At 70.8% G+C, this 23743-nt stretch carries 21 protein-coding genes; 14 read left to right on the forward strand and 7 right to left on the reverse strand.

Annotation, left to right across the window (positions count from 1 at the left end; translation table 11 throughout):
* Nucleotides 1–20: 20 nt before the first annotated feature.
* The 9 genes from ABZT04_RS30090 to ABZT04_RS30130 all read left to right on the forward strand — a co-directional run bounded on the left by ABZT04_RS30090 (nucleotide 21) and on the right by ABZT04_RS30130 (nucleotide 9254).
* Complete coding sequence (locus tag ABZT04_RS30090; protein ID WP_355909937.1) at nucleotides 21–1049, forward strand: LacI family DNA-binding transcriptional regulator; 1029 nt, start codon at nucleotides 21–23, stop codon at nucleotides 1047–1049.
* Between the two features lie 141 nt (nucleotides 1050–1190).
* Nucleotides 1191–2387 (forward strand): trypsin-like peptidase domain-containing protein, encoded by a 1197-nt coding sequence (locus ABZT04_RS30095; RefSeq protein ID WP_356060122.1) that lies wholly within the window; start codon nucleotides 1191–1193, stop codon nucleotides 2385–2387.
* 50 nt (nucleotides 2388–2437) lie between these two features.
* A complete protein-coding gene (locus ABZT04_RS30100; RefSeq protein WP_356060123.1) occupies nucleotides 2438–2650 on the forward strand; it encodes a hypothetical protein in 213 nt (70 codons plus the stop codon).
* Between the two features lie 114 nt (nucleotides 2651–2764).
* Nucleotides 2765–3502: a response regulator gene (locus tag ABZT04_RS30105; RefSeq protein WP_019073726.1), complete on the forward strand. Its 738-nt coding sequence runs from the start codon at nucleotides 2765–2767 to the stop codon at nucleotides 3500–3502.
* Nucleotides 3499–4998, forward strand: coding sequence for a HAMP domain-containing sensor histidine kinase (locus ABZT04_RS30110; protein ID WP_356060124.1), 1500 nt, complete (start codon nucleotides 3499–3501; stop codon nucleotides 4996–4998). The genes ABZT04_RS30105 and ABZT04_RS30110 overlap by 4 nt, the downstream gene beginning before the upstream one ends.
* A 272-nt stretch (nucleotides 4999–5270) precedes the next feature.
* On the forward strand, nucleotides 5271–7280 hold the full coding sequence (locus ABZT04_RS30115) for a pectinesterase family protein (RefSeq protein ID WP_356060170.1): 2010 nt from the start codon (nucleotides 5271–5273) through the stop codon (nucleotides 7278–7280).
* Between the two features lie 57 nt (nucleotides 7281–7337).
* The gene (locus ABZT04_RS30120; RefSeq protein WP_356060125.1) at nucleotides 7338–7937 is read left to right on the forward strand and encodes a PH domain-containing protein; all 600 of its coding nucleotides are present in this window, start codon (nucleotides 7338–7340) and stop codon (nucleotides 7935–7937) included.
* Between the two features lie 325 nt (nucleotides 7938–8262).
* Nucleotides 8263–8415: a hypothetical protein gene (locus ABZT04_RS30125; RefSeq protein ID WP_356060126.1), complete on the forward strand. Its 153-nt coding sequence runs from the start codon at nucleotides 8263–8265 to the stop codon at nucleotides 8413–8415.
* 116 nt (nucleotides 8416–8531) lie between these two features.
* Complete coding sequence (locus ABZT04_RS30130; RefSeq protein WP_356060127.1) at nucleotides 8532–9254, forward strand: response regulator transcription factor; 723 nt, start codon at nucleotides 8532–8534, stop codon at nucleotides 9252–9254.
* Here the strand turns inward: ABZT04_RS30130 and ABZT04_RS30135 are convergent.
* Both ABZT04_RS30135 and ABZT04_RS30140 read right to left on the reverse strand, forming a co-directional pair.
* Nucleotides 9247–11091 carry an ABC transporter ATP-binding protein gene (locus ABZT04_RS30135; protein ID WP_356060128.1) on the reverse strand — a complete coding sequence of 615 codons (1845 nt, stop codon included), beginning with the start codon at nucleotides 11089–11091 and terminating at the stop codon, nucleotides 9247–9249. The two genes, ABZT04_RS30130 and ABZT04_RS30135, sit on opposite strands and share 8 nt — an antisense overlap.
* Before the next feature lie 1203 nt (nucleotides 11092–12294).
* Entirely contained in the window at nucleotides 12295–14112 is a 1818-nt protein-coding gene (locus tag ABZT04_RS30140; RefSeq protein ID WP_356060129.1) for a bifunctional metallophosphatase/5'-nucleotidase, read from the reverse strand.
* A gap of 144 nt (nucleotides 14113–14256) precedes the next feature.
* On the opposite strand from ABZT04_RS30140, the gene mshD reads away from it, so the two are divergent.
* Nucleotides 14257–15186: a mycothiol synthase gene (mshD, locus tag ABZT04_RS30145; RefSeq protein ID WP_356060130.1), complete on the forward strand. Its 930-nt coding sequence runs from the start codon at nucleotides 14257–14259 to the stop codon at nucleotides 15184–15186.
* Here the strand turns inward: mshD and ABZT04_RS30150 are convergent.
* The 5 genes from ABZT04_RS30150 to ABZT04_RS30170 all read right to left on the reverse strand — a co-directional run bounded on the left by ABZT04_RS30150 (nucleotide 15143) and on the right by ABZT04_RS30170 (nucleotide 19730).
* Nucleotides 15143–15847, reverse strand: a complete 705-nt coding sequence (locus ABZT04_RS30150; RefSeq protein ID WP_356060171.1) for an ABC transporter — start codon at nucleotides 15845–15847, stop codon at nucleotides 15143–15145. The genes mshD and ABZT04_RS30150 overlap by 44 nt on opposite strands.
* Before the next feature lie 8 nt (nucleotides 15848–15855).
* Nucleotides 15856–17382, reverse strand: coding sequence for an ABC transporter permease (locus ABZT04_RS30155; protein ID WP_356060131.1), 1527 nt, complete (start codon nucleotides 17380–17382; stop codon nucleotides 15856–15858).
* The gene (locus ABZT04_RS30160) at nucleotides 17379–18239 is read right to left on the reverse strand and encodes an ABC transporter ATP-binding protein (RefSeq protein ID WP_356060132.1); all 861 of its coding nucleotides are present in this window, start codon (nucleotides 18237–18239) and stop codon (nucleotides 17379–17381) included. The genes ABZT04_RS30155 and ABZT04_RS30160 overlap by 4 nt, the downstream gene beginning before the upstream one ends.
* A gap of 106 nt (nucleotides 18240–18345) precedes the next feature.
* The gene (locus tag ABZT04_RS30165) at nucleotides 18346–19182 is read right to left on the reverse strand and encodes a zf-HC2 domain-containing protein (protein ID WP_356060133.1); all 837 of its coding nucleotides are present in this window, start codon (nucleotides 19180–19182) and stop codon (nucleotides 18346–18348) included.
* Nucleotides 19179–19730 carry an RNA polymerase sigma factor gene (locus tag ABZT04_RS30170; RefSeq protein ID WP_356060134.1) on the reverse strand — a complete coding sequence of 184 codons (552 nt, stop codon included), beginning with the start codon at nucleotides 19728–19730 and terminating at the stop codon, nucleotides 19179–19181. The genes ABZT04_RS30165 and ABZT04_RS30170 overlap by 4 nt, the downstream gene beginning before the upstream one ends.
* A 131-nt stretch (nucleotides 19731–19861) precedes the next feature.
* On the opposite strand from ABZT04_RS30170, the gene ABZT04_RS30175 reads away from it, so the two are divergent.
* The 4 genes from ABZT04_RS30175 to ABZT04_RS30190 all read left to right on the forward strand — a co-directional run bounded on the left by ABZT04_RS30175 (nucleotide 19862) and on the right by ABZT04_RS30190 (nucleotide 23709).
* On the forward strand, nucleotides 19862–20248 hold the full coding sequence (locus ABZT04_RS30175) for a GntR family transcriptional regulator (RefSeq protein ID WP_356060135.1): 387 nt from the start codon (nucleotides 19862–19864) through the stop codon (nucleotides 20246–20248).
* On the forward strand, nucleotides 20245–21141 hold the full coding sequence (locus tag ABZT04_RS30180) for an ABC transporter ATP-binding protein (protein WP_356060136.1): 897 nt from the start codon (nucleotides 20245–20247) through the stop codon (nucleotides 21139–21141). The genes ABZT04_RS30175 and ABZT04_RS30180 overlap by 4 nt, the downstream gene beginning before the upstream one ends.
* 589 nt (nucleotides 21142–21730) lie before the next feature.
* Nucleotides 21731–22759 carry an ABC transporter permease gene (locus tag ABZT04_RS30185; protein WP_356060137.1) on the forward strand — a complete coding sequence of 343 codons (1029 nt, stop codon included), beginning with the start codon at nucleotides 21731–21733 and terminating at the stop codon, nucleotides 22757–22759.
* Nucleotides 22756–23709 (forward strand): hypothetical protein, encoded by a 954-nt coding sequence (locus ABZT04_RS30190; RefSeq protein WP_356060138.1) that lies wholly within the window; start codon nucleotides 22756–22758, stop codon nucleotides 23707–23709. The genes ABZT04_RS30185 and ABZT04_RS30190 overlap by 4 nt, the downstream gene beginning before the upstream one ends.
* The last annotated feature ends 34 nt before the right edge of the window (nucleotides 23710–23743 follow it).

Consider the following 23743-nt stretch of genomic DNA (forward strand, 5'->3'; position numbering starts at 1 on the left):
CATCCGCGTAGACTCCGCGCGTGGCCAAGGTGACTCGGGATGATGTGGCGCGGCTGGCGGGTACCTCGACCGCCGTTGTCAGCTATGTCATCAACAACGGACCCCGGCCGGTTGCCCCGGCCACGCGCGAGCGTGTCCTCGCCGCGATCAAGGAACTGGGGTACCGGCCGGACCGGGTGGCCCAGGCCATGGCGTCCCGGCGTACGGACCTCATAGGCCTGATCGTGCCGGACGCCCGCCAGCCCTTCTTCGGGGAGATGGCGCACGCGGTGGAACAGGCCGCGTCCGAGCGCGGAAAGATGGTCCTGGTCGGGAACTCCGACTACGTGGCCGAGCGCGAGGTCCACTATCTGCGCGCGTTCCTCGGGATGCGCGTCTCCGGCCTGATCCTCGTCAGCCACGCGCTGAACGACCTCGCCGCCGCCGAGATCGACGCCTGGGACGCCCGGGTCGTCCTCCTGCACGAGCGCCCCGAGGCCATCGACGACGTCGCCGTGGTGACGGACGACCTCGGCGGCGCCCAGCTCGCCGTACGCCACCTCCTCGAACACGGCTATGACTACGTCGCCTGTATGGGCGGTACGGCGGAGACTCCGTCCGTCGGTGACCCGGTCTCCGACCACGTCGAGGGCTGGCGGCGCGCGATGGCCGAGGCCGGGCTGCCCACCGAGGGCCGCCTGTTCGAGGCGCCGTACAACCGCTACGACGCCTACCAGGTCGCCCTCGGGATCCTCGCCGGGCCCCAGCGGCCGCCCGCGATCTTCTGCTCCACCGACGACCAGGCGATCGGCCTGCTGCGGGCCGCGCGCGAGCTGCGCATCGACGTACCGCGCGAACTGGGCGTCATCGGCTTCGACGACATCAAGGAAGCGGCCCTCGCGGACCCGAAGCTGACAACGATCGCCTCGGACCGCCCCGCGATGGCCCGCGCGGCGGTGGACCTCGTCCTCGACGACGGCCTGCGGGTGGCGGGCTCGCGGCGCGAGCGGCTGAAGGTGTTCCCGTCGCGTCTGGTGATACGGCAGTCCTGCGGCTGCGAGACGGCCTGACGCCTCCTGACACCTCTCGGATTCGCCGGATTCCCCGAATTCTCGGGGCTCCGGCGTCTTTATATCGGGCATACGAGGTTCTGTCGGGCTTCTCAGCGGGGACTCAGGTACCTCTCATGATCACGCGACAGTCTCTTTTCCATGACCGAGAGCTTCCGCCGCAGCGGCGAGTACGAGACCCCCCAGGGCGACCAGCCGCAGGCGTACCCCCAGCAGCAGCACGCTTCTTCTCCCGTGAACCCTGAGTGGCCGCCCCCGCCGGCCCACCAGCCGCAGCAGCCGGTCACCGTCGAGCCGGGTACGACGGTATGGCCGGGCCAGACGGCCGCCCCCGCGCCCGCCCCGCAGGCCGCCTTCGGCGCCGACGGCGGTGCCTACGGCGGTGACGGCCACGGTGGCGGCGGCGACACGGCTCTCCTCACTCCCGTCCAGGCCGAAGCGCCCAAGCCGAAGAAGCGGACCCGCGGCCCGATAGCGCTGCTCGCCGCCGTGGCGATCGTCGCCGCGGCCGTCGGCGGCGGTACCGCCTACGCCTTCCAGCAGTTGACCGGCAAGGACACCGTCGCCACCTCCAGCACCACCACGGCGGTCGTGCCCTCCAGCAAGAAGGGCGACGTCGCCTCCATCGCGGCGGCCGTCAGCCCCAGCGTGGTCGAGGTCAGCGCCACCCTCAGCAACGGAACGTCGACCGGCGCGGGCGTGATCATCACCAGCAACGGCGAGATCGTCACCAACAACCACGTGATCTCCGGCGCCACCTCGGTCAAGGTCAAGACGAGCGACGGCAAGTCCTACACCGCGACGGTCGTGGGCACCGACAGCAAGAAGGACCTCGCGCTCCTCAAGCTGTCGAACGCCTCCGGCCTGAGGGCCGCCACGCTCGGCAACTCCGCCGGCGTCCAGATCGGCGACACGGTCGTCGCGATCGGCTCCCCGGAGGGGCTCACCGGCACGGTCACCAGCGGCATCGTCTCCGCCCTGAACCGTGATGTGACCGTCTCGACCGACGAGAGCCAGAGCCAGGGCTCGGGCTCGGGCGGCGGCAGCGGCCAGTGGCCCTTCCAGTTCGGCGGTCAGCAGTTCAACGGCGACACCGGCTCGTCCACGACGACGTACAAGGCGATCCAGACCGACGCGTCCCTCAACCCCGGCAACTCCGGCGGTGCGCTGATCGACGCGAACGGCAACATCATCGGCATCAACTCCGCGATGTACTCGTCCAGTTCCTCCTCGTCCTCCTCGTCCGACGCCGGCAGCATCGGCATCGGCTTCGCCATCCCGATCAACACCGTCAAGGCGGACCTGGCCTCGCTGCGGGCGGGCGGCTCCGACAGCTAGATCAAGGCTCCAACGCTCAGTTCAGCGACCAGTCCAGTAGGGAGTACGTCATGATCAAGCAGGTTTCGCACACGGTGACCGACACCGGAGCGGCCGGTCTCGGCCTGGCCCTCGGGGTGGCGTACGAACTGCACGCGCCGCAGACGCCGACGCGGGCGCCGGAAGTGGTGTCCGCACCGGAGCTGATGGGGCTGCGCACCAGCGCGGCCCGCCCGCACCACCGCAAGGTGCCGCTGAACCGGCTGACCGCGGTGCGGGGCTGATCTCACCCTTTGTCCGTCCCTTCCTCTTTACGCGCCAGCCGGGAAACATGCGAGGCTGATTGCGACCAGCCGATCGTTGTCTCCCTGTCCCACCGCACCCGAGGAATCCAGCCCATGAGCCCCGCCGAAGGCGACCGTGACACCCAGCGCATCCTGATCGTCGACGACGAACCGGCGGTACGCGAAGCACTCCAGCGCAGCCTCGCCTTCGAGGGATACGACACCGAGGTCGCCGTCGACGGCGCGGACGCGCTGGAGAAGGCGACCGCCTACCAGCCCGACCTGGTCGTCCTCGACATCCAGATGCCGCGCATGGACGGCCTGACCGCCGCGCGCCGTATGCGCGGGGCGGGCACCACCACCCCGATCCTGATGCTCACGGCCCGCGACACCGTCGGCGACCGGGTGACCGGCCTCGACGCGGGTGCCGACGACTACCTGGTCAAGCCCTTCGAACTCGACGAACTCTTCGCGCGGGTACGGGCGTTGCTCCGCCGCAGCTCGTACGCGGCGGCGGCCGCGGCCGGCACGGCCCCCGAGGACGACTCCCTCACCTTCGCCGACCTCCGCATGGACCTCGCGACCCGCGAGGTCACCCGCAACGGCCGCCAGGTCGAACTGACCCGCACCGAGTTCACGCTGCTGGAGATGTTCCTGGCCCACCCCCGGCAGGTCCTCACCCGCGAACAGATCCTCAAGGCGGTCTGGGGCTTCGACTTCGAGCCGTCCTCCAACTCCCTCGACGTGTACGTCATGTACCTGCGCCGCAAGACGGAGGCGGGGGGCGAGCCGCGACTCGTGCACACGGTGCGCGGGGTCGGGTATGTGCTCCGGCAGGGCGGCGCGGAGTGAAGAAGCTCGTACACCGGTTCCGCACGCTGCCGATCCGGTCGCGGCTGGCGATGCTGGTCGCGGCGGCGGTGGCGTTCGCGGTGGCGGCGGTTTCGGTCACCTGTTGGTTCATTGTGCAGGGGAAGTTGTACGAGCAGGTCGACGCCGATCTGCGGCAGATGGCGCAGCCGCAGGTGCTCGATGATGTCACGCGCTTCCTCGCCAGTTGCCCGCAGACCGTGGACACCACGCACAGCAGCGCGACCCACACCGGTTTCAGCGGAATCCGGACGCAGACCACCTATCTCCAACTGGTCAAGTCCAGCGGGAAGTTCTGCGTCTCCCAGGACTCGGCGGGCGTCATCAAAGTCACCGGCACCGACAAGAACGTGATCAAGGACGCGAGTACCCTCACATCGCTCCCGAGCACCCTCAAGGGGGTGTTCCGCAATGGCGTCGACTCAAACGGCAATGCCGTACGCGTGCTGACCACACCCCTGCTCGTCAGGGCGGGCCCGGGTCTCCCCCAGCTTTACTCCAACACCGCGCTTACCGTCGCGGTCCCCCTCAAGAGCACCCAGGACACCCTCAACGAGCTCGCCCTCATCCTCCTCCTCGTCTCCGGTATCGGAGTGATCGGCGCCGGAGCCGCCGGCCTCGCCGTCGCCCGTGCGGGCCTCCGCCCCGTCGACAAGCTCACCGAGGCCGTCGAACACGTCGCCCGCACCGAGGACTTGACCATACGGATCCCGGTCGAGGAGGACAGCGACGACGAAGTGGCCCGTCTCTCCCGCTCGTTCAACTCGATGACCGCGTCCCTGGCCAACTCCCGCGAGCTGCAGCAGCAGCTCATCGCCGACGCCGGTCACGAACTCCGCACCCCGCTGACCTCCCTCCGTACGAACGTCGAACTCCTCACCCGCAGCGAGGAGACCGGCCGCCCGATCCCCCCGGCCGACCGCAAGGCCCTGCTCGCCTCCGTGAAGGCGCAGATGACCGAACTGGCGTCCTTGATCGGTGACTTGCAGGAGCTGTCCCGCTCGGAGGGCCAGCGGGGTGAGCGTGTACAGATGGTCTCGCTCCAGGACACCGTCGAAGCGGCCCTGCGCCGAGCCCGCCTGCGCGGCCCGGAGTTGACGATCACGGCGGACGTACAGCCGTGGTACGTCCAGTCGGAGCCCTCCGCACTGGAGCGCGCGGTGGTCAACATCCTCGACAACGCGGTGAAGTTCAGCCCCGAGGGCGGCACGATCGAGGTCCAGCTCGCGCGCGGTGTCCTCACCGTCCGCGATCACGGCCCCGGCATCCCCGCCGAGGAACTCCCGCACGTCTTCGACCGGTTCTGGCGCTCCCCGAGCGCACGGGCACTGCCGGGCTCGGGCCTGGGCCTGTCGATCGTCGCCCGCACGGTCCAGCAGGCCGGCGGCGAGGTGACCCTCGCACACGCGCCGGGCGGCGGGACGGTGGCGACGGTACGGCTGCCGGGGACACCGACGGCGCCGCCGGAAGCCTCGTAGCACTCGTCGCGTCGCCTTGGACGATGGGCTGCTGATCGCGGCCCTGCGGTGAGGGGCAGATCAGTCCCAACACCGTTCGGTGTCACGGCTGTTCGGTGGCACCGACCGGGACGGATCTGCCACTTGCAGCTGGGCCCTCTCCTCCGTGAAAAAGATCCCGGCAACCTTTCCGCCCCGGGCTGCGACCACCAAGTGATCTCTCTCCACCCTCACTTGATCGGACGCAGCCCGTGAGCAGAACCCGCAGCAAGGCCCGGCACCGCAGACGGAACATGGCACTGGTGGCCGGCATCCCCCTCGCCCTGGCCGCCGCCGGAGTCATGGCCTATCAGAGCGGCGGCTCGCAGAAGGCCTCCGCCGCGACCGCCGCCCCCGCCTGGGCCACCGCCACCGCCGACGGCTTCGCCTCCGTCAACGCCCTTGGGCAGAACGGGACCTACGGCGGGCGGGACGGCAAGACCGTCACCGTGAAGACCCTGGCCGACCTGGAGAAGTACGCGACCGCCGCCGACCCGTACGTCATCGTCGTCGCGGCGACCATCGACATGGACCCGGTCGGCAAGGAGATCAAGGTCCAGAGCAACAAGACCATCGTAGGGTCGGGGACGGCCGGGCAGATCGTCGGCGGTGGGTTCTTCCTCGGGGAGGGCGTCCACAACGTCATCATCCGGAACCTCACCATCCGCGACGCCTACCAGGGCGTGTGGAACGACAAGGTCCACGACTACGACGGCATCCAGATGGACGGCGCCCACCACGTCTGGATCGACCACAACGACATCCGGCACATGGCCGACGGGCTCATCGACAGCCGCAAGGACACGACGTATCTGACCGTGTCGTGGAACAGGCTGAGCACCGAGAACAAGGCCTTCGGCATCGGCTGGACCGACAACGTCACCGCGGACATCACGATCCACCACAACTGGATCCGCGAGACCGAGCAGCGCAACCCGTCCACCGACAACGTCGCCCACGCGCACCTCTACAACAACTACCTGGAGGACGACGCGGGCACCGACATCACCTCCTCCTACGGCAACTACGCCCGCGGCAAGACCAACATGCTCCTGGAGAACTCCTACTTCCAGGGCATGAACAACCCGGTGATCCGCGACACGACCGCCACCCTCGTCCAGCGCGGCAACGTCTTCTCCGGGACCAGCGGCAGGAACGAGAGCGGGGGCACGGGCACCGCCTGGGACCCGAAGAGCTACTACGGCTACACGCTCGACAAGACCGCCGATGTCCCGGCGCTGCTCAAGTCCGGTGCGGGCCCGCGTTCCACCATCGGCACGGCATCCGCGACGACCGCGGCCACCACGGCGACCACCCTGACCGTCGCCAAGGACGGCAGCGGGAAGTACGCCACCGTGCAGGCCGCCGTTGACGCCGTACCGGCCGGCAACACCTCGCGGGTGGTCATCTCCGTCAAGCCGGGCACGTACCGCGAGACCGTCAAGGTCCCGGCGGACAAGCCGCACGTCACCATCCAGGGGTCCGGCAGCAGCCGTAAGGACACGGTGATCGTCTACAACAACGCGGCCGGTACGAAGAAGCCCGACGGTTCGGGGACGTACGGAACTCCGGGCAGCGCCACCGTCTCCGTCCAGTCGGACGACTCGCAACTGCGCAACCTGACCGTCACCAACGACTTCGACGAGGCCGCGCACCAGGACATCTCCAACCAGGCGGTGGCGCTGCTGACTTCGGCCGACAAGATCTTCCTCGACGGGGTCATCGTCAACGGCGACCAGGACACCCTGGAGATGGAGACCGCCGCGGCCGACAAACTGGGCCGCGTCTACATCGCCAACTCCTACATCACCGGCAACGTCGACTTCGTCTTCGGGCGGGCCACCGCGGTGGTCGACAGGTCCGTGATCACCCTGAAGAAGCGGTGGGACGGCACCTCCGCGGGGTACGTCACCGCTCCCTCCACCCCGGCCGGCCGCAAGGGCATCCTCATCAACCGCTCGACGGTCAACGGTGACGTGTCGACGGCCAGCTTCTACCTCGGCCGCAACTGGCACCCCGGCGGCAGCACCACGGTCGACCCGCAGACCACCGTCCGCGACAGCACCCTCAGCGCCGCGATCAAGTCCACCCCCTGGTCCGACATGGGCGGCTTCTCCTGGAAGGACGACCGCTTCGCCGAGTACGCCAACTCGGGCGCGGGCGCCGGGAGTTCAAGCACCGACAGGCCCCAGCTGACCACGACCCAGGCCGCCGACCAGGAGGTCGCGGACTGGCTGGGGGACTGGACGCCGACGGCACAGTAGAACGGTGGAGACGTCCCCGCCGTACGATCACTCCCGGACAGACTCTGGGGAGGGTCGATGGGCGGGGACGACGGGGGCGGGCGCGGGATCGAGCGGGAGTACCGCAGGCGCAGGAGGCTCTCCTGGCGGAAGATCGCCGTCATGGTGGTCGTCGGCGCGAACTGCGTTCTGCAACTGACGGTGAACCCCGCCGAGGACGGACTCTGGCCCAGGCTGGTGCTGTCGGCGATCCTGCTGGCCTCGCTCGGTTCCATGCTGCTTTTCGGGTGGCGGGGCCGCACGATCGTGGGCCCGGGCGGCATCACCGCGCGCGGCGCCGTGCGAACGGTCACGCGGACCTGGCACAGCGTCTACGACATCCGGGCCGAGCCCAACCCGGCCGGTCCCACGGACGACTCCAAGTGGGTGACCTACCTCTACGGCATCGACGGCCGCAGGATCCTTCTCCCCTATGTCGACGACTGGCAACTCCCGGACTTCCACACCGAGTTCGCTGGCCTGCGCACCACGGCCGCCCTGCACCGAGGCACGGCCTGGGACCCGCGGCCCGAGACGGAGACCCTGATCCGACGGCGCGCCCGACACCGCACGACCCTGGAACTGACCTGCGTCGCAGCCGCCGTCGCCCTCTTGGGCACGCTCGTGTTCCTGGCATAGTTTCCCGATCTACGATCACCTCAGCAGACTCCGGGGAGGGTCAGCGGGAGTACCGCAGGCGGCGGAAGCAGTCCCGGTGGCGGATCCTCTTCATGTGGCTCGTGCTGAGGAACTCGGCTCTTCAGACGACAAGGGCCGACGGCATCCCCGTGCCGTTCAGGCTGCTCGCCGTGGTGCTCCCTGTCCTGCTCGGCGTCTGGGGTGGTGCTCCTCGTGCGACTGGGGCGCACCGTCGTCGGCGCCGACGGGATCGCCGTCCAGGGAGTGTTCCGCGTGCGCAGACGGGCCTGGTGCGATCTACGATCTGCGCGTCGAGTCCCGTCCCGTGCGCGGTGCCGACGCGCGGTCGTTGACCCGCCTGCGGTCCCTGTCCGCCCGGTCCTGGGGCATGACCTGGGAGACGCGCCCGGGGGTCGAGGTGCGCATCCGCGAGCGGGCCGAGCGCCGCAAGGTCTGGGAGCGGGCGACGACATGGTGACGCTCGGCGTCTTCTTCGCCGCCTTCGCCCTCGTCTCCGCCTTCCTCCTCCCGAGCCCCAGCCCACACATAACCCCCTGCCAGCCCCCGCACAGCCGCCCGTCCCACCGTGTTCGGATGGCGCGGAAGACAACGGTTCTGCTGGCCGACGACGACGTGGACGTACGGGAAGGGCTCGGGCGGCTGCTCAGGTTCGAGGGGTACGAGACCGTCCTCGCCGGGGACGGGCGTACCGTCCTGGATCTGGTCGGCGTACCGGAGGACGCCACCGCGCCCGATCTGGTGCTGATGGACGTCACCATGCCGGAGCTGGACGGGCTCGCCGCCACGCGACGCATCCGGGCCTCGGGGTGCACCGTGCCGATCCTGATGCTCACCGGACGGGACGCGGTCGGCGACCGGATCGTGGCTCTCGACAACGGCGCCGACGACTATCTCAGCAAGCCGTTCGCCGTGGAGGAACTCCTCGCGCGAGTACGGGCGTTGCTGCGCCGCAGCAGCTCACGGCGGGAGCCCGAGAAGCCGTCTCCCGAGCTCGAACAGCTTGTCTTCCACGACCTCGTCATGGACCTGCGCGGCCGGACCGTCACCCGCTCCGGCCGGCCGCTCGACCTCACCCGGACCGAATTCCTGCTGCTGGAGTACCTGTTGAGGCATCCGGCGACCGTACTCACCCGGTCCCGGATCCACCGGCACGTCTGGGGCTTCGACTTCGAGCCCGCGTCCAACACCCTCGACGTCTACGTCATGTACCTGCGCCGGAAACTGGAGAGCCGCGGCGAACCGCGGCTCATCCACACCGTGCGGGGGCTCGGGTACAGCCTCCGTACCGTTACTTGAGGGGAAGCCTCAGGATCATCGTCTCGTCCGAGGCCGGTGCCGGTGCCTGCGGCCGGATCGGACGCAGGGTCATCGTGTCCTCCAACTGCCGTCCTGTGATGGCCATTTCGGGGAGCGGTCCGGCCAGCCGGGCGTACGCTCCGCCCCTGGCCACCAGCTCCGCGTGGGTGCCGGTCTCGACGAGCCGGCCGCCGTCGACGACCAGGATGCGGTCGGCGTCGGGGGCGAGGCTCAGGTCGTGGGTGATCATGATGGTCGTACGGCCGGACATCAGGCGGCGCAGCGGCTGGATCACCTGACGGGCCGCCACCGAGTCGAGACCCGCGGTCGGTTCGTCCAGGACAAGGACCGGTGCCTCGCGCAGCATCGCCCGGGCGATCGCGATCCGCTGCAACTGGCCGCCGGAGAGCGCCGCCGTGCCGGGGGCGATCTCGGTGTCGTAGGCCTCGGGAAGTGCGGCGATGAAGTCGTGCGCCGCCGCCGACCTCGCGGCCCGCTCGATCTCCTCGTCGCTCGCGCCCGGGCGGCCGCACTCGATGTTCTCCCGGATCGTGCCGTTGAGGATCAGGGTCTGCTGGGGCAGCAACGCCACGTTCTCGCGCAGGAATTCGAGGGGTACGTCACGGAGGGGGACGCCGTCCAGGCAGATCACGCCCTCGGAGGGGTCGTAGAAACGGGTGAGGAGTTTGGAGAGCGTGGACTTGCCCGCTCCGCTCTCGCCGGTGACGATGACCAGTTCGCCGGGGCCGGCCCGGAAGGTGACGTCGTTCACCGAGTCGCGGCGCGCGCCGGGGTAGCGGAAGGTCACGCCGTGGAAGCTGACCCAGCCGTGGACGGGCCAGGCGGGGACGGGTTCGCGGGGGTCGCCGACGGACGGGGTGGCGTCCAGGATCTCGTTGATGCGGGCGGCGCCGGCGGTGGCTGCGGTGAGGGTGAGGCCGAGCTGGCCGAGGTTGCGGACCGGGGGGTAGAGGTAGCCGATGAAGGCGGCGAAGGCCAGGAGCGCGCCGAGGGTCATGCGGTCGGCGGAGATCTCCCACACGCCGAGGCCGATGACGGACAGGACGCAGAGGGTTTCGACGACCTCGACGAACTGCTCGTACATCTCGCTGAGTCGGGCGCCCCGGACGGACGCCTTCATCCAGGCGCGGGCCTCCACGTCGAGGCGCTTCTCCTCGTCCCGGCGGCGGTTGTACGCCTGGGTGAGGACCACGTTGCCGAGGGACTCCTCGACCACCGAGGTGATCGCGCCGTCCGCGACCCGCTCGTCCTGCGAGGCCTGCTTGATACGACCGGAGAAGCGGCGGGCGGCGAGCAGGAAGAGGGGCGCGAGGACGAAGGTGGCCAGGGCCAGGTCCCAGCGGAGGTACAGGGCGGCGCAGGCGTAGAAGACGGCGGAGAACGCGGCCGAGACGGTGCCGACCACGCCGGACACGACCATCTGCTCGATGGCCTCGACGTCTCCGGTGAGGCGTTCGACCAGGTCGCCCTGGCGGTGCTTCTGGAAGAAGTGGGGTGGCAAGTCCTGGACGTGGCGGAAGACGTTCGCGCGCAGGCGCAGGACGAAGCGTTCGGCGGTCCAGGTGGCCAGGGAGTTGCCGAAGTAGCCGACCAGCGCGCCGAGCGCGGCGACGCCCAGCCAGGCGGCGGCCGGGCCCCAGAACTCGGACAGTGAACCGGCCTTGAGGGCGTTGTCGGTGAGGTCCGCGAAGAGCAGGATCGCGGCGGTCTCGGCGAGCGCCGAGACGATGACGCACGTGATGATCACCGCGAGCCACTTGCGGTCACCGCGGGTCAGCGGCCAGAAACGGCGGAAGGCCTCACGGGCTTCCCTCATGGTCAACAACTCCCTTCAGAGCGTGGGTCGGACGTGGCCGAGGCGGGGCCACCGGGCGAGTTCGCTCGCTAACCGGTGACCCCGCCTCAGGGTGTGGCGGGTCAGCCCTTGTGGCCGACGGGGCGCTTCGGCGCGGGCTTCTTGGGCGCGGGCTTCTTCGGGGCCGGGGCGGGCTTGCGGTGCTTCTTGACGGGGACGATCTTGTGGAAGCTCATGGTGGGTTCCCTCTCTGGGGGTTCGGCCCTGGGGCCGGGTGTGGGGTGCTGCGGGTCTTCTGCGGCTCGCGGGACTGCTTACTTGTGACCGACCGGGCGACGCTTCGGCGCCGGCGCCGGCTTCTTGGGCGCCTTCTTCGGGGCCGGAGCGGGCTTGCGGGTCTTCTTGACCGGGGCGATCTTGTGGAAGCTCATGGTGGGTTCCCTCCCTGTTGCGGTCTGGCTCGGGTGCTGGTCTGCTGCTTACTTCTGGCCCACGGGGCGACGCTTCGGGGCGTGCGCCGGCTTCTTGGGGGCGGGCTTCTTCGGGGCCGGGGCCGGCTTGCGGGTCTTCTTGACCGGGGCGATCTTGTGGAAGCTCATGTCTGTGTCCCTCTCTGCTGCTGCGGTGTCTGCTGCGGTTCTGCAACAGTTCTTCTACCGATCTGCTGCAATTGCCTTTGAATTACGCCTGTAAATTCTTTGTCAGCCCTCGTGGGCGACGGGGCGACGCTTCGGAGCGGGCTTCTTCGGGGCGGCCTTCTTGGGGGCCGGAGCGGGCTTGCGGGTCTTCTTGATGGGGTGAATCTTGTTGAAGCTCATGATTAATTCCCTCCCAGGATTTATTTATCTACGACTTACAGCGGGTGGCTTACTTGTTGCCGACCGGGCGCCGCTTCGGGGCCGGGACGTGCGCCTTCTTCTTCGGGGCCGGGGCGGCGGGCTTGTGGGCCTTCTTCACCGGGGCGATCTTGTGGAAGCTCATGGTGCTCTCCTTTGTCTCGTTCGTCTTGCTGTCGTTTGCGCCGTTCGCTTTCGACATGGAAAACACTACTGGACTCCTGACGCAGAAAAAGCCTTTTCCGCTTAGACCTTCCTGAGTGATTCCTGTGGAAGACTCTTAGGCAATTTGCGGAACTGAAACCGGTCTCACACAGAATTTAGAACGGAAAACAGCGGGGGCCCGGCGCCGACCTGCGGCACCGGGCCCCCGAGGGGTCGGCTCCTCCTACTGCACGACGGTGATCCGGTTCGCCGCCGGAGGCACCAGCGGGCTCGCCGCCGACGAGTGCGCCGTCAAGTACCGCGCCAGCGCGGACAGGTCGTCCGCCCCGACCAGGTCCCCGGTGCCCTGCCCCAGCGTCGTGAAGCCGTCACCACCGCCCGCGAGGAAGCTGTTCGTCGCGACGCGGTAGGTGGCGGCCGGGTCGATCGCCGCGCCGTTCAGGCGAATCGAGTCCGTGACCACGCGGTCCGCGCCCGTCTTCGTCAGGTCCAGCGTGTACGTCAGTCCGGACGACACCTGGAGCACCTTCGGCGCCGCCGCGTTCGCCCCGCTCACCTGTTCCTTCAGCGCCTGGACCACCTGCGCACCGGTGAAGTCCTGGAGGTTCACGGTGTTGGCGAACGGCTGCACCGTGAAGCCCTCGGCGTACGTCACCACACCGTCGCCCTCGGCACCGGACGCCTTGTAGGTCAGACCCGCCCGCACCCCGCCCGGGTTCATCAGCGCGAGGTCGGTCTCCGGGTCCAGCTCACGGCCGTAGGCGAGTTGGGCGTCGGCGATCAGGTCGCCCATCGGGGACTCGGTGCCAGTGCTGTTGACGTCGGCGGAGATGTAGCCGATCGCGCGGTTGCCGATGGGAGCGGCGAGGGTGTTCCACTTGCTGATCAGGGAGGTCATGTCGGCGGCCTTGGGCACGTCCCGGGTGACGACGTGGTTCGCGGACTTGACCGCCGTACGCGCGATGTCGCCGGTCCTGCGGTCGTACGTCAGCGTGGTGTCCGTGTAGAGGCGACCGAAGGAGGCCGCCGAAGTGACCATACGAGGCTTGCCACTTGGGTCGTCGATGGTGCAGACGTACGCGTTGTGGGTGTGGCCGGTGACGAGGGCGTCGACGGCCGGGGTGACGTTCTTCGCGATGTCGACGATCGGGCCGGAGATGCCGGAGCCGCCGCCGGACGCGTCGCAGTCGTAGTTGTAGGACGCGGAGGCCGGGAAGCCGCCCTCGTGGATCAGCGCGACGATCGACTTGACGCCCTGCTTCTGCAACACCTTGGCGTACTTGTTGATCGTCTCGACCTCGTCCTTGAACCGGAGGCCCTTGACGCCGTCGGCGGAGACGATCCCCGGGGTGCCCTCCAGGGTCACACCGATGAAGCCGATCTTGACGTCCTTCTTCTTCCACACCCAATAGGGCTTCAGGATCGGCTTGTCGGTCTTCTCGTCGAGGACGTTGGCCGCGAGGTAGGGGAAGTCGGCGCCCTGGAACTTCTTGTCCGTGTAGCAGCCCTCGGTGGGGTGGCAGCCGCCGTTCTGGAGCCGCGCCAGTTCCCCGGCGCCCTCGTCGAACTCGTGGTTGCCGACCGAAGTGACGTCCAGGTCGAGCTTGTTGAGGGCCTCGATGGTCGGCTCGTCGTGGAACAGACCCGAGATCAGCGGGGAGGCGCCGACCATGTCGCCGCCGGCCGCGGTGATCGAGTACGGGTTGCCCTTGCGGGCGTCCCGCAGATGGGTCGCGAGGTACTCCACCCCACCCGCGTCGATCGTCTTCGTCGTGCCGTCCGCCTGGAGTTCGGTGACCCGGCCGGAGGAACCGGACGGCGGCTCCAGGTTGCCGTGCAGGTCGTTGAAGGAGAGGAGCTGGACGTCCTGGTAGCGGCCGGGCCCGGCCCCGTGGCCGTATCCGTGGCCGGGCGGGTTGCCGTGCGCGTCGGCGGGCAGCGCGGCGGCCAGCGCACCGGCCGTGGCGAGGCTCGCGGCGGCGGCGAGCAGGCCTGCGACACGGCGTCTGCGCGGGCGGTACAACTGGGAAGTGGCTGGCATGAGCCCCCCTGTGAGTCGGCTGAGAGTCACCACGTTCCGGCGCAGCCTAGGGTCAACGCGCGTAGCACGGCAGGGGGTTCTTGGTTACATCCTGGTTTCTTCTTTGCCGCCACTTTGCCGGTACATCCGCTTACCCTGATGCCCATGACCAGCGACGACACCGCACGGCCCGCGCCCGCCTCCCGCTCCATCGAGACCTACTCCGCGCTCTCCCCGGACCAGGCGGCGGCCGTCCTCGCGCTGATCGCCGAGGCCGCCCGGACCGACGGACAGCCGGCGGTGTCCGAGCAGGGCCGGCTCCAACTGCGCGGCGGCGCACGGCAGGGCGTCTCGCATCTGCTGCTGACCCTGGGCGACGAACTCGTCGGCTACGCGCAGTTGGAGGACACCGACCCGGTGGAGGCGCCGACCGCCGAACTCGTCGTCCGTCCCTCGGAGCGGGGGCACGGACACGGGCGGGCGCTCGGTGCGGCGCTGCTGGCCGCTTCGGGCAAGCGGCTGCGGGTGTGGGCGCACGGCGGACACTCCGCCGCACGCCATCTCGCCCAGGTCCTCGGCCTCGCCCTGTTCCGTGAACTCCGCCAGCTCCGGCGGTCGTTGACCGATCTGGAACTGCCGGAGCCGGTCCTCCCGGAGGGCGTGACCGTACGGACCTTCGTCCCCGGCCAGGACGACGCGGCCTGGCTCGCGGTCAACGCCGCCGCCTTCGCCCACCACCCCGAGCAGGGCTCCCTCACCCAGCGCGACCTCGACGACCGGATCGCCGAGCCGTGGTTCGACCCGACCGGCTTCTTCCTCGCCGAGCGCGCCGGCGAACTCGTCGGCTTCCACTGGACCAAGGTGCACGCGGAGGAACAGCGCGGCGAGGTGTACGTCGTCGGGGTCCTCCCGGACGCCCAGGGCACCGGCCTCGGCAAGGCGCTGACGACAATCGGCCTACGGCACCTCGCGGCACAGGGGCTGCCGACGGCGATGCTCTACGTCGATGCCGACAACAAGGCGGCGGTGTCGGTGTACGAGCGGCTGGGCTTCACGACGTACGAGACGGATCTGATGTACCGGTCGGAGTCGTAGCCGGGCCGGTTCGAGGGCTCGCCCGGAACCCGCTCGGCCGCCACCACCCCCGCCGCACCGGCTCCGGCCCGCACCCCGCCCATACCGCCACCGCGCCCACCAGGACGAGCGCCCAGTGGTGGTGGCCCGGGGTCCACCACTTGTCCTGTGGGGTGGCGAACAGGCCCCAGTTGTCCGGGAGGAGCAGGGCCGCCGCCATGGATGTGGCCAGGAGGGCGATGGCCACCCGCTGACCCGGTTCCGGCTCGTCGGTGAGGCGTACGGCGGCGGCGGAGGCGGCGAGGGCGACGACCGCGGCGGCGGCCGCCTCCAGGGTGACGGCGCCGACCGGGGGGCGGGCCTGTGCCGGGATCAGCAGCAGGGCGGCCGTCCACCACAGTGCGGCGAGCGGGACGACCAGCGCGGTGCGCAGGGCGCCGCGGACCATGCGCCGGGTCGGCACCGCGGCGGTCACATGGCGGGCCGGGTCGTCCAGGAGGAACGTCAGGCCCAGGGCGAAGACGAGCGCGGCGCCGCGCAGCACGAGCAGCGCCGTCCACGGGTTGGGATGGTCCGCCAGCAGGCGCGGCAGCGAGGCCAGCACCAGTCCCGCGGCGGTGCCCGCGCCGAGGGCCCGCCGGGGCAGCGCCCGCAGCACCGGGCGCACCAACTGCCCCAACATCTCTGTACTCACTCGCACTTGTCCGCCCCCGTCGGCGCCTTGACACCGAGCAGCTCGGCCACGCGGGCGGTGGTCACCTTGGGTGCGGTCAGCTCCGCCCAGTGCGCCTTGACCTTGGGGGCGACCGCTGCCCGGCCGGCCGTGAACAACTCCCTTACGACCGTGGTCTGTTCGGTCGTCATGGCGAAGGAGCTGGTCGGCGAGAGGACGGTCGAGGGGCCGGTCACGGTGTCGTCGAGCCGGACCGTGCGCAGTTGGGCCACCGGGTCGGACTGCCAGCCGAGGGCCATCCACATGATGGTGACCGTGCGTCCGTCGCAGAGGGACTCGGTCGCCTTCTCGCTGCCGGTGACCAGCACGGAGGAGACCGCGGCGGCGAACTCCGGTACCCGCGACCCGCCCCAGCGGGTGCCGACCGTCACCTGGTACGGCACGGTGGACGGCAAGATCGCGCCGTCGCCGTCCACGCCGTAGCGGGCCTCGATGCGCTGGCGTACGAGCAGCTTCTCCTGGGCGGCGGTGCCGCCGGCCAGGGACTGCACGGAGTCGGTGACCTTCGCCCACGTACCGGTGCGCGGCATCCACTCGGGGAACGCGCAGTACGTCGACCGGCCGATCCGGATGCAGGACTGGACCTTCTCCGGGGTGAGCGTGGCCACTTTGCGGGCGGCGACGGTCGCCGCGGGCACCTCGCCGGCCTGGCCGACGGCGCCCCACGCGCCCAGGCCGATCGCCACGGCGAGCGCCGCCGCCACGGTCTTCGTACGGCCGCCGTTGACCAGTACCGCGGCGAGGGCCAGGGTCAGCGCGAGACCGACCAGATACAGGGCGTGCCAGGCGGCGGGGCGGCCCAGCAGGTCGGAGGGGAGCGGCTTGCTGCTCGCGTCGCCGATGACCGGGACCAGCCACCTCGTCGCGTTGCTGTCCGAGTCGTCCGTGAGCGTGCCGAAGAAAGTCGACGCGAAGAACGCCAGCACCAGGAGCATCGGTGCCGCGAACGGCCACCGCACCACCCGGGCCAGCAGTACCCCGGCCATCCCGGCGAGCAGCACCGTCAGCGGTCCGACGAGCAGTTCGGCGACCGAGCCGGTGCCGACCGAGCCGGGCGCCAGCACCGCCCAGGTGAATTGCGCGGCCACGAACAGCGCGGTGAGCACGGCCACCGGCACCACGGACAGCGCGAAGGCGATCGTACGGCGCCAGGGTTCGAGGATCAGGACCGCGAAGTGCCGGTCGGTGTCCTGCCGTTGGGAGCGCAGGACGGCCTGGTTGGCGCAGAGCAGTACGGCCAGTGCGGGCAGCAGCGGGGCGGTCTGGGTGTCGCGGTCGGCGTCCTGGAGCGCCGGGTAGCTGGTCCAGGCGTTGCGCATGGTCCAGCCGATATAGGCGGCGTAGAGGACGAACATGAACAACACCGGGAGCCGCAGCAGGAGTTGGCGGCCCTCGAAGCGGGCCAGCGCGAACACCGCCGCCCAGGAGCGTCGTTGGTCCTCGGTGCGTTCAGCCGGGAGTGCCTTGTCGAGTACGGCGCTCATGCCGCCACCTCCGCGGCCATGCCGTCGAGGGTGATCAAGTAGCCGTCCTCCAGGGTCGGTTCGACGAGTTCGGCGCCGGGCGGCGGGTCGCCCACGTTGCGGAAGGTACCCAGGCCGGTGCGCCAGCCCGCCATCGCGGCGGGGTCGCGCTCCCTCCCGAGCCACACCCGGCCCTCGGCCCGTGCGGTGAGTTCGACCGGGGTGCCCTCGAAGCGGATGGTGCCGCCGGCCATGACGACGACGCGGTTGCAGAGCATCGCGACGTCTTCGGTCTGGTGGGTGGAGAGCAGGACCGTCCGGCCCTCTCCGGCGCGGGCGATCAACTCCCGGAAGCGCATGCGCTGTTCGGGGTCCAGGCCGACGGTCGGCTCGTCGAGGACGAGGAAACCGGGGTCGCCGACCAGGGCCGCCGCGAGCGCGACGCGCTGCCGCATCCCGCCGGACAGCTTCTTGATGCGCTTGCCGCGCACGTCGGAGAGGTCGACCTCCTCCAGCACCCGCCGCACCTCGCGATGGCGTGCCTCGCGGTCGGTCAGCTCCTTGAGGATCGCGACGTAGTCGACGAACTCGAAGGCGGTGAAGTCCGGGTGGAAGCCGGGCGTCTGCGGCAGATAGCCGAGCACCCGCCGCACCTCCTGCCGTCCGCCGGTGGTGGACGGGTCGTGGCCGAGCACGCCGAAGGTGCCCGAGTCGGCGGGCAGCGCGGTGGCCAGGACCCGCAACAGGGTGGTCTTTCCTGCTCCGTTGGGGCCGAGCAGCCCGGTGACTCCTTCGCCGAGCCACAGCGACACATCGTCGAGGGCGTGCGTCGTGCCGTAGCGCAGGCTGAGCCCGGCCGCGGAGACGGTGGTGTTCATGTACGGAACTCCAGTCAGGGTTCGAGAGAGAGGTTCAGAGTTCGAGAGATCGAGAGATCGAGAGATCGAGAGATCGAGGGGTTGAGAGATCGAGGGTCCGGGAGATTCAGGCGAGCGGGCCGAAGGCGGCCGGCCTCGTGTCGAAGCGGTCCCGGAGCAGGTAGAGGAGCCCGGCCGCGAGCGCGGCCACCGCGGCGGCCACTCCCTGCCCGGCCGCGGTGAACGGCGCGAGTGTGCCGCCGTGCAGGTTCTGGGCCACGAGCAGGAACGCCACCCAGCCACCGCCGACCAGCGACGGCGCGAGGACCGGTCCCAGGCGGGGGGTCAGGGCGAGAGCGGTCGTCGTCAGGGCGAGGGCGGGCAGCAGCCAGCCGAGGGCGGCCAGGCCGTACGCGGGCAGGGCAAGGGACGCCAGGCCGTTGAGACCGAGGCCGGCCACCAGCACGGCGACCGTGCGGATCATCAGGAGGCGGAAGCCGTGCAGCGGGGCGACGACGGCCATCTCGTACGTGGGGTCGAACTTCGGCCCGTACGACAGGGCGACGCCACCGAGCGGCAGCAGCGGGGCGAGCCCGAGGAAGAGGCTCGGGGACCCGGTGTTCTTCAGCGCGTTGGTCATGAGCACGGTCATCACGAGCAGCGCGACGACCGCGCCGAGCCACGAGCGGCGCAGTACCGGCGTCGCCGCGAGCAGCCGTGCCGTGTGGTCGGCGACGCCGAACCGCACGAGCAGCGACTCCAACAACCCCCGCTTGGGGGCGTCGAGTTCGGCGTCGAGCCGCTCCCAGCCCGCGTCCAGCGCCACCGGGTCGGAGACCGTCGCGAGCAGGGCCCGGCACTCGGCGCACCGCTCGAGGTGGGTGTCGGCGGACCAGAGCAGAGGAGCTACCAACTCGCCCCGCGCATAGGCGCGTACGTCGTCCTCGGCCATATGCCAGGTCATGCCAGCTCCTCCCGCAGTTGCTTACGGGCCCGCATCGCCCGCGTCTTGACCGTGCCGGCCGGGATGCCCAGCAGCACGGCCGCCTCCCGGGTGGTCAGCCCGTCGATCACCGTGGCCTGGAGGACCGCCCGCAACTCCGGCGAGAGCCGGACCAGGGCGCCCGCGAGGTCCCCGTGCTCAACCCCCGCGAGCACGCGTTCCTCCGCCGACACCTCGTCCCGGTGCCGCAGCCGCGCCAGCGCCTGCCGCATCCGGCCGCGCGCGCCGTCGCCGCGCAACACGTCGATCAGCCGCCGCGACCCGATCCGCCACAGCCACCCGGCCACGTCGCCGTCCTCGCGGTAGCGGGCACTCCCCCGCCACACCGCGAGAAACGTCTCCTGTACGACGTCGTCGACCATCCCGGCGTCGGCGCACCGGCCGCGCAGCCGCGCGGTCAGCCATGGCGCGTACCGCCGGTACAGCTCCTCGAACGCGCGTCGGTCGCCGTGCGCCGCGATGGCGCGCAGCAGGTCACCGTCGCTTCCGTCGCTTCCCGTTTCGCTCACGTCTCCTCATCGCACGAGCCCCACCGATCGGTTCACGGATCCGACCCCGACCTTCCGAACCGACTTGACTTTATGAACCCCCTTCCACCACCCTTTCACTACTCAATTAGTGAAAGGGTGGTGGAACCCCAGTGGTCGAGTACCGCATCGACCGGCACAGCGGCGTGGCCACCTATGTCCAGATTGTCCAGCAGACCAAGCAGGCGCTGCGCCTGGGCATGCTGGAGCCCGGCGACAAACTGCCCACGGCCCGTGAGGTCGTCGAGGCCACCGCCATCAACCCGAACACGGTCCTCAAGGCCTACCGCGAGCTGGAGCGCGAGGGGCTGGTCGAAGCCCGCCGCGGCCTCGGCACGTTCGTCCGCAAAGGGCTGAGCACCACCCCCGCCGACTCGCCCCTGCGGCTGGAGCTCGACGACTGGGCCGAGCGGGCCCGGGCCTCCGGGCTCGGCCGGGAGGACATCGCCGCGCTCTTCACCGCCGTACTCGAAAAGCACTTCCAAGGAGAACCTTCATGACAGGCACCGCCGCGATAGAGGCCGCCGCGCTCGGCAAGCGGTTCGGGCGACGGGGCGGGTGGGCGCTGCGGGACTGCGCCTTCCGGCTGCCCGTCGGGCGCGTCTGCGCGGTCGTCGGCCCGAACGGCGCGGGCAAGTCCACGCTCCTCGCCCTCGCCGCCGGCCTGCTCGCCCCCACCGAGGGCGGGATATCCGTCCTGGGCGAGCGCCCGGGCGTCGCCCGCGAACGGGTCGCCTACGTCGCGCAGGACAAGCCCCTCTACCCGCAGCTCTCGGTCGCCGAGACGCTCGCGATGGGAGCCGACCTCAACACCGACCGCTGGGACGCGGCCGTCGCCGAGCGGGTGGTGGCCGACGGCGATCTGAACCCGAAGTCCCGCATCCGCGCCCTCTCCGGCGGCCAGCGCACCCGCGTCGCGCTCGCCCTCGCACTGGCGAAGCGGCCCGAACTGCTGCTCCTGGACGAGCCGACGGCCGACCTGGACCCGCTGGCCCGGCACGACATGATGGGCACGCTCATGGCACAGGCCGCCGAGTTCGGTACGACGATCGTGATGTCCTCGCACGTGGTGGCCGAGCTGGAGGACTCCTGCGACCACCTGCTGCTGATCGGCGGCGGCCAGGTCCGCGTCGACGGCCCGATCGACGACCTGCTGGCCGCCCACGCGCGCGTGACCGCCCCCGCGCAGACCGACCTCACCCCGCACACGGTCGTCGAGTCCCGCACCACCGGCCGCCAACTCACCGCCCTGCTCCGCCCGACGGCCCCCCTCCCCACCGACTGGCACGCCACTCCGCCCACCCTGGAGGAGCTGGTCCTCTCCTACCTCCGCAATCCCGAAGCCGACACGACGACGACGGCTCCCGCCGAGACCCGGGAGAGCGCGGCATGACCGCCCTCGACACCCCCACGCGCCCGGCCACCGGCCGCCGGGCCGCACCACACGCCACCACCCGGCGCACCAACCCGGCCGCGGAACACCGACCGCCCCTCTCCCACCCACGCACCCCGAACCACCACGCCCCGGGAGCGCCCGGCACAACCGCCTCCACCGGGCACCACCCGGCACACCGGCCCACCCGCCAAGAACCAGCCGGCCCGCTCCCGCCCGCGCACCCCAACCCGGCAGAGACCCGCATGACCGGCCCCCGCCGCCCTCACACGCCCGGCCACCGACCACCCGCCGCCCACAACACACCCCACCACCCCACCCGCCGAACACCACCCGGCCCGCTCCCGCTCGCGCACCCCAGCTCGGCAGAGACCCGCATGACCGGCCCCCGCCGCCCTCACCGGCCCGGCCGACCACCGGCCCACCCCACTGCCCCACCCGGCGACACCGCGCCCCGCCACTCGGCACACCGACCCACCCGCCCAGGACCACCCGCCCCGCTCCCGCCCGCGCACCCCAGCCCGAAAGTCCGCCGCGTAACCGCCCCCACCCCCCGGCACACCGCCCCCCTGATCCCGGAGCGCTCCGCATGACCGCCCTCGCACCCCCCGCCACCCGGCCCGCCCCCACCCGGCGATCCAGCACCCCCGACCTCGTCCGCTGGCTCGTGCGGCTGCATCGGCCCGCGCTGCTGGTCTGGGTGGGGCTCGTGCTGGTCCTCGGTGGGCTGCTGCTCTGGCTGGGCGGGCCGCTCACGGATGCCTCGGCCCAGGCGTGGAAGCAGTACGACGCCTGCAAGACGAGTTCCTGTCATTACGACCAGGACGCGATCGGCCGGTACAAGGACTGGTACACCTACACGACCGTCGCCGTCCTCGTCCTCCCGTTCCTGGTCGCCGCCTGGTCCGGTGCCGCCCTGATCGGGCGTGAACTGGAGCGCGGGACCGCCCAGTTGGCCTGGACCCAGTCGATCTCCCCGGCCCGCTGGCTCGCCGCGAAGCTGGCTCTCCCGGGCGTCCTGGTCGCCGTAGGATCCGGGCTGCTCGTCGCGCTGCACCACTGGGCCTGGTCCACCGGACAGGGGCGGATCGACACCGCCAAGCGGTGGTACGACACCGGGACCTACGCGGCCAACGGCACGATCGTCGTCGCCCTCGCCCTCGCCGGTCTCGCCGCCGGCGCCCTCATCGGCCTCGCCCGGCGCGAAGCCCTCAGCTCGCTCGTCGGCGGACTGGGCGCCACCGGCATCCTGTGGGCGGCGATCGACCGGGTGACACCCCACCTCTGGCCCACCGTCACCCACGTCAGCGGCCTCAGCCACGAGCACCCGACCGGCAACGGCATCAGCGTCACACAAGGACTGCTGACCTCGACCGGCGCCCGTATCCACACCCCGGACTGCGGCAGCGTCACCTACCTGCCGTGCAAGGACGTCTACGCGAAGCTCGACGCCGTCAGCTACTTCAACGACTACCACCCCCGATCCCACTACTGGCCCCTCCAGTTGACCTCGACCGCGCTCGTCCTCGCCGTCGCCGCCGCCCTGACCCTGGCCGCGTTCCAGATCCTCCAGCGCCGGACCGCCTCCGCGCCCGCCCGCAAGGAATCCGCCGTATGACCGCGCACACCGTCACGCTGACCGTCCGCCCGCGACCCGTCCGTGTCTGGCGCACCGTGCTGCGGCTGCAACGCGGGCCGCTGGTCCTCTGGGCGGTCATCGTCACCGGCGTCTCCGGGATCCTGCTGTGGGCCTACGGCCCCGGGGCGAGCGCCGCCCAGGCCGGACTGCGGAACACCTGCACCGCCACCGGCTGCGACTGGAACGCCGCCGTCTCGCTCTACGAACTGGCGTACACCGCCGCCGAGATCGCGATCGGCGTGCTCCCCTACCTCGCCGCCGCCTGGGCGGGCGCGATCGTCGGCCGCGAGCTGGAGAGCGGCACCGCCCACCTCGCCTGGACCCAGTCCATCCCCCCGGCCCGCTGGCTGGCCGGCACCCTCGCCGTGCCCGGCGCGCTGCTCACCGCCGGCACCACGGTCCTGGTGCTGCTGCACCGGCTGCTGTTCGACGCCAACAAGGTGCCCGTCCCCTGGAACTGGTGGAACGACGCCACCTACAACGCCGACGGCCCCGTCGCCGTGGCCCATGTCCTCGTCGGTCTCGCCGTGGGCGCCCTCGCCGCCCTGCTGCTGCGCCGCGCCCTGCCCGCGCTCGCCCTCGGGATCGTCGCCACGGCGGCCCTCGTCGCCGGCCTGCTCGCCGCCCGCCCGCACCTGTGGGCCCAGGCGACCAGCCTCGGCACCCTGGCCGGCGGCCCCAGAGCCCCGTCGAACGTCCTCCTCGGCGACGAGGGCGCCGTCACCTCCACCGGCGCCCACATCGCCGACCCGGGATGCGGCAACAGCACGCGCTGCCTGAAGGAGCACGACATCACCGGCTACTTCAGCCACTACCACCCCGCCGCCCACTTCTGGCCCCTCCAGCTCGTGGAGACCGGCATCCTCCTGGCCGCCACCGCCCTCCTCGTCGCCGCCGCCTTCACCGTCCTGCGCCGCCGCACGGCCTGACCGGATCCCCCCTCCCGGTGGCTCCCGGGCATCC

Source organism: Streptomyces sp. NPDC005492, from assembly GCF_040605995.1.
GTDB lineage: Bacteria > Actinomycetota > Actinomycetes > Streptomycetales > Streptomycetaceae > Streptomyces.